The 625-nt window shown below is 63.2% G+C and carries 1 protein-coding gene; it reads left to right on the top strand.

The window, feature by feature from the left end; all coding sequences use genetic code 11:
- Positions 1 to 149 precede the first annotated feature (149 nt).
- Positions 150 to 625: alcohol dehydrogenase catalytic domain-containing protein (locus EN738_RS34855; RefSeq protein ID WP_148669476.1), on the top strand; the 476-nt coding region annotated here is incomplete at its 3' end.

Raw genomic sequence — 625 nt, 5'->3', positions numbered from 1 at the left:
GCCCGTATCCGCACCCAGATGTCGGCGGCGCATTCCAGCGCCGATATCGACAGGGCAGTTGAGGCATTCGGCGCAGTGGGACGCGAGCTCGGCGTGATTTCCTGAGCGCCGAAAACGATTCCGGATCAAAAGAATCAAGGAACAAAAGAATGTCCAACATGATGAAAGCGCTGGTGAAGGCCAAGGCCGAACCGGGCATCTGGATGGAAGAGGTGCCGGTGCCGGAGATCGGCCCCAACGACGTGCTGATCAAGGTCAGGAAAAGCGCGATCTGCGGCACCGACGTTCACATCTACAATTGGGACCAGTGGGCACAAAAGACCGTACCGGTGCCGATGGTGACCGGCCATGAATTCGTCGGCACCGTCGCCGACTTCGGCGCCGCGGTCACCGAATACAAGCTCGGCCAGCGCGTGTCCGGCGAGGGCCACATCGTCTGCGGCCATTGCCGCAACTGCCGCGCGGGCAGGGGGCATCTCTGCCGCAACACGCTCGGCGTCGGCGTCAATCGCCCCGGCGCCTTCGGCGAGTATGTGGCGATCCCGCAGCACAATGTCGTGCCGATCCCCGACGACGTGCCGGACGAGATCGCGGCGATCTTCGATCCGCTGGGCAATGCGGTTCA

This window comes from Mesorhizobium sp. M4B.F.Ca.ET.017.02.2.1, from assembly GCF_003998955.1.
Classification (GTDB): Bacteria; Pseudomonadota; Alphaproteobacteria; order Rhizobiales; family Rhizobiaceae; genus Mesorhizobium; species Mesorhizobium abyssinicae.
This window is presented reverse-complemented; position numbering and strand designations above follow the sequence as displayed.